Genomic DNA, 8,954 nt, shown 5'->3' with positions numbered 1-8,954 from the left:
TGAAAACCACTCGGTAACACATGCAGTAAAAAACGTCGGATAAACTCATCGTGTGTTAACGTCATAGTGCGGTGTCGATTCTGCTCCTTTACACGATAATTCTTCCACTTAAAACTCACCGTTTGCTTATCCATAGCAACCAAGCGAGAATTCGCAATCGCAACACGATGGGTATATCTCGATAGATAAGCCAATACTGCTTGTGGCCCAGCAAAGGGCCTTTTAGCATAAATCACCCAATCCACTTTACGTTGATTATTGAGCCACGCCAAAAAGGGTCTTTCCTCCTCAATCGATAAACACTCACCAAAGAACAGTAATTTATTTTGCTCATACGCTTCACGTAATCCCTCAAGGTACAGCCGTCGAAACAAACGTGATAACACACGTACAGGTAAGAAGAACCCTGCTTTGCACGATACCCATTTCTCCCCATCAAGTGATAAGCCACCCCCCGGGATAATCCCATGCACATGGGGATGATGTGTCATGGCGCTACCCCACGTATGCAAGACAAAAGTAACACCTAAACGCGCACCTAAGTGTTTGGTATCTTTACCAATAATCAACAGGGTTTTGGCCGCGGCTTTGAGTAACAAACCATACATCACGGACTTGTTGTAGTACGCCAATTCACTGATAGGTTGTGGCAAAGTGAAAACAACATGATAGTAATCGACAGGCAGTAATTCGGTTTGCCGTGCCGCTAACCAGCGTTTCGCTGCACTGGCTTGGCACTTTGGACAATGTCGATTGCGACACGAGTTATAAGCAATTTGACTATGCTCACAGGCTGGGCAATGTAAAACATGACCACCAAGCACCTCACTACGACAATATTCAATACCCGACATCACTTTGAGTTGTTCTAAACTGACATGACCAGCATGGCTATCTCGCCAATGTTGACCGTGTGCGCGAAAGACATCGGCCACTTCCAGTGTTGAGCGAGGCATAGGCTCACTTCACGCCCTTTACTTTCTTTTTCTTAGGCGTAATGGTATCTAACGGACTGATCACTTCTTTGAGTAAATCCGTTGCCACCTGTGTATAACGCGCAGTAGTATTAAGCTGAGCATGACCAAGCAATACTTGAATAAGTCGAATATCGACTTTAGCTTCGAGTAGATGAGTCGCAAAGCTGTGCCTCAACGTGTGCATTGATACATTCTTGTCAATATCAGCGGCATTAGCGGTTTGCTTACATACTCGACTCAGGTGACGCGAGGTCATATGATCGATAGGGTTCAATCCTGGAAATAACCAACCGCCCACAAACATTTGCCCTTGTTGATTGGCAAAGCGCCACCAATCTCTCAGATGCTCAAGCAGTACAGGTGATAACAAGGCGTATCTATCACGGCTACCTTTACCTTGCTCCACACGTAATGTCATACGTTCACTATCAATATCACTGACCTTTAAGGAAACGACTTCGCTAACACGCAGACCTGCACCATAAGCTACAGCTAAAGCCGCTTTGAATTTAGGGTGTGTTGCAAAGGCCATAAAGCGTTTAGCTTCTTCCAAACTCAATACCACAGGTAATTTACGTGCAACCGTTACAGGACAGACCCGTGCAACCACCTCCGGTTTGTCTAAGGTTATCTGGAAGAAGAACTTAAGTGCTGTAAGCGTGGCATTAACGGTAATGCCAGAAACACCGTGATTGACCATGAAAAGTTGAAACTCACGTAACTCTTCTTGGGTGGTATTTCTAGGTGAGCGTTGTAAATAGTCACAGAGTTTATTAACACCGCGTATATACGCAATTTGTGTTTTAGTGGCGAGTTTACGCATCGTCATGTCTTCGTTAAATCGTTTGCGTAAGGGTGCTGAAAAGTATGGGCTGATGTTCATGGGATATTCTCCAATCTAAGATGAGGCGACATGCCTCAAAACTTAGTGTAGGAAAAAGTGAATGTGTTATAGGGGGAGACGGTGCTTGCCAAGGTCACCATTACCGCGGAGCGGTTTAGTTCAAAGCGCACCAAGCGGTCTAAAATAAATATATTCTATTGCGTTTTTACTTCAACTTTGTAGTGAGAAAGAGATAATAAGAGGTCAATCTCATTTGGTGATTGGTGATTGGTGATTGGTGATTGGTGATTGGTGATTGGTGATTGGTGATATTAAAGATTATGCGTAGTCACACACGGTTAGCATAATATCTTGGTATATGGCAAGTCGATTAGATTACAGACTGCCTTTAACCCCACGGCTAGCGCATTTTAATCCCTGATTCTAAAAGGGTTGACCGATATTCATCGTCTAGCCCTGCCATCTTCTTTTTCCTCGACATACTTGCTGACTTTGTTTCATCTTGTTTAAATAGCGCCATCGCTATTTTTCTCATCACATTAAAAACTAATGGGCCTTGCTTTTTCCTTATACGAGATTCATCTTCCCTGAAGGTCATATCCAGCACCCAATGCATACTTTCAACTTGCCAATGGCTGCGTACAGCGTTTAATGCTTGCTCTGCATTTAAGCCTAGAGAGCTGATAAACCAACGGGTTTCCTCTGTATCTTTACCCGTCGATTTATCATGAACTTGTGCCTTGATTTTTATAATGCTTTTAAATCCAGTCCACTGATATGATTTATCTAACCAGCTTCTATCAATCAATAATTGATGGCAAGTTCTCGTTTCTATTCGACCATGACCTGCACTAATTTCTGTATGTTTTTCATATGAACTTTCAGATAAACCTTCTCGCTGGCTTTTATGCCTCCAAGCTTCTAACTCTGCCTGCATACCAGAATGATTGCCTTTGAGTGCAAGTATATAATCCGCTTTCTGTTTAATGATTTGCTCAGCGATTGCTTTTTGACACCCCATGGCATCAAGGGTAATGATACTATTTTCAATATCTAGCATGCTTAATAACTCAGGGATAGCGGTTATCTCATTACTTTTTTCGCTAACGGCCGTTTGTCCTAAAACTAATTGATGTTGGCAGCTCCAGGCACTTACTGTATGAAGTGCATTCTTTCTATCTTTCGTCGTAAAAGAGCGTCTAGCCGTTTTTCCATCAATCGCAATGACATCGCATCCTGTAACTTTGACAAGAGAAGATATCCATGATTGAAAGGCCTGTTCTATCTCGTCCGTCTTTAACCGGCAGATAACTCTAGCAATCGTATCGTGCTTGGGAATACCCGCTTCAAAATCACGATACTTTCTTAACCAATCAAGCTTTAAGTGGCCAAAGTCTTCGATATCTTCCCAGCCTTCAGCACCAGAAATTACGGCACTGATAGCCAGTAAAAGAATATCGAGTAAGTTATGTTTTTTACAACGCTCAATACGTGGGTCGGTTATTGACTCAAAATGCTTTAAAAAAGTAGTACTCATACGGGAAAACCAAGGCTTTGTTATACCTTGATTTGATCACAGCTACATCAATAATTCAATTTATAATGATCTTGCCGTGCCTTTAACCCCTAATAAATCACGAATTGCTTGTGATATTTCGTCAATGCGATTAACGTTTATCGGAGCGATAAAGATAGTATCGTCGCCGGCTAAAGTCCCTAGAAAACCTGCTTACTCTCCCATTATATCTAACATTATGGATATCAAGGGTGCACCGCCAATACCAGTTTTAAAAAATATTTTGCATACGATTATGTTTAACACTTACAGTTACATCCTGAGTTAACTGCATAGCCATGTAATACTATCGATTGTTTTGACTTGGATACTGCTAATTCATCCAGTGAAATATAGCGAGTTTTTAATACAGGATACCTGACTGGTGCATTTCCTTACATCTTTTAAACAAAACCCGACTTGCCATCTGTGGTGAAAACGATAAGCTAGTCACATGCATAAAATTTTTCGCAAAACGCGCATTTTATTACTTGTAATTCCCTTACTTAGCGGCTGTAGTGCCAGCTCATTCACCAACTTATTTAGTAACTACAGTCAACAAATGTATGGTGTAAAACAAGCACAGCAACAAGGGGATTTCCAACAAGCGATTAGCTTAATACCTATACGTAGCAGTACTGATGGTAGCTATAGTTTAGGGTTATTAGAGAAAGCCCGTTTGGAGTATTTAGCAAATAACAATAAGCAAAGTAGACAAGATTTTGAACAAACTTATAAGCTGATTCAACAAAGCCAACAAAGAGCAAAAATTGAGCTTAGCCTAGGAGTTGAAAATGTTGCCGCTGTAATGAGCAATGACAATGCTATTCGCTATGACATACCCCGCTATGAGCAAAGCATGTTACACAGTTATCAAGCATTAAATTACCTTTCTCAGCAAGACTTATCTGGCGCTTTAGTCGAAGTAAGACGCGCTAACCTAGTACAAGAAAGCGCGTTAAAAGCCAATGCTAACAATATTGATGCTAGCCAAAAGAGCATAATCGCTCAAGGTGCTAGCATGGATAGCCTATCTCAGCAGTATCCCTCCATGAACCGTGCGATTGGTAAGGTTAAAAATGGTTTTCAAAATGCCTATACCTTTTATTTATCAGCGTTACTTTATGAAGCGGCAGATCAAAAAAATGATGCTTATATTGATTACAAAAAAGCGTTAGAAATTTATCCTGATAATCGCTATTTACAGCAAGACATATGGCGCTTAGCGAATACTTTACACATGACAAACGATATAAGCTTATATAGAAAAAGCTTATCACAAGAGGTCACTAAAAAAAGTGCTGATGCTAGTAATAATAATCAGGGACAAGTTGTCTTTATCATCGAAAATGGCATAGTCGGAGCCAAGCAAGAAGCGTCATTAAGTTTGCCTATTTATACTAGCCACGGTGATATGCGTTTTTACAGTGTTGCTTTGCCTAGCTATCAAAACCAGTTAACCGTATATTCACCTTTAACACTGACGTATCAGGGCAAAAGTTATCAAGCAGAAGAAATTGTCCGTTTACAGTCTTTGGCCGCCAAGAAGCTACAAGATCAATTACCCATCATTGTTACTAGACAAATCACACGCATAGTCGCTAAAGAAGAAATTAGGAAGAAATTAGTTAAAAAAGGCGGTGATGTCGGTAATATATTTGCTAACCTCTATAATATTGTTACTGAAAAAGCCGATACTCGCAGCTGGAGCACTCTACCTGATAGCATCCATATTTTACGCTTAAATTTATCGGCAGGTATTCATACCCTTAATATTCACATTAATGGAGTAAACCAGCAAATTGAAGTAGCCATTAATCAAAATAAACAAACCTTAGTCACATTAAACACTATTGGCACTTATGTTGGCCAAAATATTTTCAACTTATAATACGCTACACTTATTACGAGGAAATAAAGCTATGTCGTTCATAAAAAATCTCCCCCTACTATTGCTGTTATTACTGTCAGTTTTTTTTATTAGTGCCTGTAAAAATGTTCCACCAGTTACTTCTGGTATAGGCAGTGAAAAACTTGCCCTCGAACAAAAGTACAGCAAACACTTACAAGTACATAATAAAGAACTAGCAAGCCAACTTCATATCAGTGAAATAAAATCACGTAAACAAAATGATTTATTACAAGTCAATTTAAGCCTAACCAGTACCTATAAAAAATCACTTCAACTGCAATATCAGTTTCAGTGGTTTGATAAAGACGGTTTTGTTATTGAAGCAGGAAAAAGCCCTTGGCAGTCGCTTGAGTTGCACGGCATGCAAACCCAAACAGTGTCAAGTTTAGCACCAACACCTAACGTGGCTACATTTAGCCTATATGTACGTAAAGTACCTGAAAAGTATTTCAAATATTAAATAACGTTTAGAAACGTTTTAGACAATATATTAAATAAAATACTACTCACATAAAAGGACATATTATGAACAAATTACTCGTTACCGCCACCATTAGCTTAGCCCTAATAGCATTAGGTGGTTGTACAAATAAATCAGTCGTTCGCTATGGTGATGCTACTGCGGTTGAAACTACCGACATTAATTTTGGTTCAACAGACTTACAAACAATTGCTGGCCAAATGACAGACTCATTATTACTCTCACCTGTTGTTGGTACCTTAACGGCAAACACTCGTCCAATTCTTTTTGTTGAAAGTATCAAAAATAAAACCAGTGAGCATATTGATACCGAGTCAATTACTGATTCAATTTCAACTAAGCTATTACGCTCTGGTAAGTTCCGTTTTGTTGATATGGCTCGTGTTGCCGCTGTACAGGAGCAACTTGAATTCCAACAAAACAGCGGTATGGTAGATGCGAGTAAAGCAGTAGCATTTGGGCAGCAAGTTGGCGCGCAATATATGCTATACGGTAATTTGGCCAGTATTGTAAAATCGAACAAAGATAAGTCTGACGTTTATTATAAGTTCACGTTACGCTTAATGGATTTGAAAAGTGGCTTAGTCGAATGGGCTGATGAAACTGAAATACGAAAAACCAAAGAGAAAATGTTTATCAGTTGGTAAGGAGGCAATATGAAAACGATATCACTTGGCATTTTAGCGTTATGCATTTTATTTTTTAATTCTACAAGCGTTTATGCTAATTACGACAGAAACAAGGCAGTACCAGTAGAAAAAGTACTTTTTGGCAGCGTGGTATCTGTACGTAATATTAGTCATGAAGAGTTAATACGTGATAAAAAAAATGGTTGGCACACTTTTGGCGGAGCACTCATTGGCGGTGTTATTGGTAACCAATTTGGTGGTGGTAGTGGCAGAGATGTAGCTACCATATTAGGCGCAATTATTGGTGGATCTATTGCCAATAATCGTCACAGTCAGCCTGAAAAACTGATCACTTATTTAGTTGAGTTAATGATCAAAACAGATAGTGGTGAGCAATTTATGGTGATTCAAGACTATGATAACAGCATGGTTTTTCACTCTAAAGATAAAGTCAGAATGATCTATCTAGCCAACAGTACCGTGAGAATTGACAAACAACGCTAATTTCTATTTAACTAATAAATAGTCAGTTAAAATTTATCATTTTCATTTTCTAACTCTTAATGACTTTGTGATATTATAATCTCGCTTAAATTAGAAATAAGTAACGTTTTCAATAGTCATAATTCATTCGAGGTTGATATAGTGCGCAGATTGATTTTTAACAAAAAAGGTGGGGTGGGTAAAACTAGTATTGTTTGTAATTTAGCTGCCGTAAGTGCTATGTCAGGTAAGAAAACCTTGGTAATAGATTTAGATCCACAGGCTAATTCAAGTCATTATTTGTTAGGAGATCAAGCTTGTGATCTTTCAATTGCTGATTTTTTAAATCAAAGTGTCGGTTTTTTTGGCAAAACACGTGGCGCAGAAGAATTTGTATTTGAAACCCCGTTTGAAAACCTTTTCATCATGCCTGCTTGCGATAAATTACCTGAAATAGAGCATAAATTAGAATCTCGCTACAAAATTTTTGCACTACGCAAAGCGATGGAAACGCTAGAAGAGTTTTATGATGAAATATACATTGATACACCACCTGCACTAAATTTTTATACCAAGTCGGCATTAATTGGTGCTGACAGAGTTTTGATCCCATTTGATTGCGATGCCTTTTCTCGCCATTCATTAGAAAGTGTTTCTGCATCAATTCATGAAATATGTGAAGATCACAATAACGATTTGGTTATTGAAGGTGTAATCGTTAATCAATTTCAACCTCGTGCCAAGTTGCCGAAACAATTAGTAGATGAATTAATAGAAGCCGGTTATCCAATTATACCTGTAATGTTAAATAGTTCGGTAAAAATGCGCGAGTCTCATCAACATGCAATGCCATTACCTTATTTTGCACCTAAGCATAATTTAACACAGCAATTTAAAGCGCTTTATGATTTCATTGAAACACCCCGTAGCAGCGGTTAAAAAATAAACTGCTAATATTGATTTTGCGCAGTTAATGCCAAGATATTTGTTTGAGCATCGATGAGTTGCTGACTAACCACTTTGTGGTGTTTAACTGCTTGTTCAAGCGCTATGTAATAGGTAGCGCTGTTTTGCTCTGCAATCATAATGTAATTTTCGCCTGCCACAATAGCTTGTACTGCGGCAACCCCCATTTTAGTTGCTAATAATCTATCTTTGGGTACGGGCGAACCACCTCGTTGAATATGTCCTAACACACAAGCTGTACATTCAATTCCTGCTAATTCTGTCAATTTTTTTGCCAGTTCAATAGCACCGCCCGGCCATAAGTTTTCGGCCATCACAATAATATAACTACTATGACGGTTTTGCTGAGCATTTTTGATTTCTGTTGCCAATACTTTAAGTTTACTTTGTTGCTCAGCCACCGAGAAATTTTCAAAAGATAATACTTGTTCTGCACCGCAGGCAATACCCACATTAAACGTGATATGACCGCTATGTCGACCCATCAATTCAACGAGAAAAATCCGCTCAAAGGCATCAGCGGTGTCGCGAATTTTATCAATCGCTTCAATGGCTGTATTCACTGCCGTTGAAAAGCCTATGGTAAAATCTGTGCCATCAAGATCGTTATCAATAGTACCGGGAATTCCAATTAACTGACCTTGCCAATAGTTTTTCAATGCTAATAAACCGTTAAAAGACCCATCACCACCGACAACAATTAAGGCATCTATGTTTTTTTCTTCTAGGGTTTTAGCTGCTTGTTTGAGGCCGTCTTTTGTTAGCATTTGCTCACAGCGAGCACTTTTTAAAAAAGTACCACCACGATGAATAATACTATTAACATCAGTGAGCTCTATAAGCTTTGATTCATTTATACTTTCAGCACAAATCAAACCGTTATAACCATGATAAAAACCAATAACATCGATATGATAATGATGAGCAGACAGCACAACAGCGCGAATAGCGGCATTCATGCCCGGCGCATCGCCACCACTGGTTAAAATAGCAATGCGTTTACAATTGGTATTCGACATGTGGATATTTCCTGTAATCTCAATTTTATCTCATTAAGAAAACTATACCACAACCACATCGAAAAATTTTAGCGTTACTAAGCACTAA

General features: G+C 39.0%; 10 protein-coding genes. 5 read left to right on the top strand and 5 right to left on the bottom strand.

The genetic code is table 11. From position 1 onward, the window contains the following. From DWA31_RS15775 to DWA31_RS17625, 4 genes are all read right to left on the bottom strand, one after another. A partial coding sequence (locus tag DWA31_RS15775) for an IS91 family transposase (RefSeq protein WP_114327521.1) occupies nt 1–956 on the bottom strand: 956 nt, incomplete at its 3' end. A 4-nt stretch (nt 957–960) separates the two neighbouring features. Beyond that, entirely contained in the window at nt 961–1,860 is a 900-nt protein-coding gene (locus DWA31_RS15770) for a tyrosine-type recombinase/integrase (protein WP_114327520.1), read from the bottom strand. A 361-nt stretch (nt 1,861–2,221) separates the two neighbouring features. Then, nucleotides 2,222–3,358, bottom strand: a complete 1,137-nt coding sequence (locus DWA31_RS15765; protein WP_114327519.1) for an ISAs1 family transposase — start codon at nt 3,356–3,358, stop codon at nt 2,222–2,224. 60 nt (nt 3,359–3,418) lie between these two features. Beyond that, a complete protein-coding gene (locus DWA31_RS17625) occupies nt 3,419–3,508 on the bottom strand; it encodes a hypothetical protein (protein ID WP_245942652.1) in 90 nt (29 codons plus the stop codon). A 322-nt stretch (nt 3,509–3,830) separates the two neighbouring features. Here DWA31_RS17625 and DWA31_RS15755 point away from each other — a divergent pair, with 322 nt between their 5' ends. The 5 genes from DWA31_RS15755 to DWA31_RS15735 all read left to right on the top strand — a co-directional run bounded on the left by DWA31_RS15755 (nt 3,831) and on the right by DWA31_RS15735 (nt 7,820). After that, nucleotides 3,831–5,267, top strand: coding sequence for a COG3014 family protein (locus DWA31_RS15755; protein WP_210725618.1), 1,437 nt, complete (start codon nt 3,831–3,833; stop codon nt 5,265–5,267). 31 nt (nt 5,268–5,298) lie between these two features. Beyond that, a complete protein-coding gene (locus DWA31_RS15750; RefSeq protein WP_114327531.1) occupies nt 5,299–5,748 on the top strand; it encodes a YcfL family putative periplasmic lipoprotein in 450 nt (149 codons plus the stop codon). Between the two features lie 65 nt (nt 5,749–5,813). Further along, nucleotides 5,814–6,416, top strand: a complete 603-nt coding sequence (gene lpoB, locus DWA31_RS15745; protein WP_114327518.1) for a penicillin-binding protein activator LpoB — start codon at nt 5,814–5,816, stop codon at nt 6,414–6,416. A gap of 9 nt (nt 6,417–6,425) precedes the next feature. Next, complete coding sequence (locus tag DWA31_RS15740) at nt 6,426–6,902, top strand: outer membrane lipoprotein (RefSeq protein ID WP_114327517.1); 477 nt, start codon at nt 6,426–6,428, stop codon at nt 6,900–6,902. A gap of 141 nt (nt 6,903–7,043) precedes the next feature. Continuing rightward, nucleotides 7,044–7,820 carry a ParA family protein gene (locus DWA31_RS15735; protein WP_114327516.1) on the top strand — a complete coding sequence of 259 codons (777 nt, stop codon included), beginning with the start codon at nt 7,044–7,046 and terminating at the stop codon, nt 7,818–7,820. Nucleotides 7,821–7,831: 11 nt separating this feature from the next. Here DWA31_RS15735 and DWA31_RS15730 read toward each other — a convergent pair whose 3' ends face one another. Then, complete coding sequence (locus DWA31_RS15730; protein ID WP_114327515.1) at nt 7,832–8,866, bottom strand: 6-phosphofructokinase; 1,035 nt, start codon at nt 8,864–8,866, stop codon at nt 7,832–7,834. Between the last annotated feature and the right edge of the window lie 88 nt (nt 8,867–8,954).

Origin of the sequence: Candidatus Colwellia aromaticivorans (assembly GCF_003333305.1) — a bacterium.
In the GTDB taxonomy this organism is placed as follows: domain Bacteria; phylum Pseudomonadota; class Gammaproteobacteria; order Enterobacterales; family Alteromonadaceae; genus Colwellia; species Colwellia aromaticivorans.
Note: the sequence above shows the minus strand (reverse complement) of the source record. Positions and strands in the feature narration are given on the sequence as shown.

Excerpts from the sequence above, each read along its gene's own strand:
- DWA31_RS15770 (WP_114327520.1), bottom strand. The coding sequence starts at position 1,860 with ATGAACATCAGCCCATACTTTTCAGCACCCTTACGCAAACGATTTAAC.
- DWA31_RS15765 (WP_114327519.1), bottom strand. The coding sequence starts at position 3,358 with ATGAGTACTACTTTTTTAAAGCATTTTGAGTCAATAACCGACCCACGT.
- DWA31_RS15755 (WP_210725618.1), top strand. The coding sequence starts at position 3,831 with ATGCATAAAATTTTTCGCAAAACGCGCATTTTATTACTTGTAATTCCC.
- DWA31_RS15750 (WP_114327531.1), top strand. The coding sequence starts at position 5,299 with ATGTCGTTCATAAAAAATCTCCCCCTACTATTGCTGTTATTACTGTCA.
- lpoB (WP_114327518.1), top strand. The coding sequence starts at position 5,814 with ATGAACAAATTACTCGTTACCGCCACCATTAGCTTAGCCCTAATAGCA.
- DWA31_RS15740 (WP_114327517.1), top strand. The coding sequence starts at position 6,426 with ATGAAAACGATATCACTTGGCATTTTAGCGTTATGCATTTTATTTTTT.
- DWA31_RS15730 (WP_114327515.1), bottom strand. The coding sequence starts at position 8,866 with ATGTCGAATACCAATTGTAAACGCATTGCTATTTTAACCAGTGGTGGC.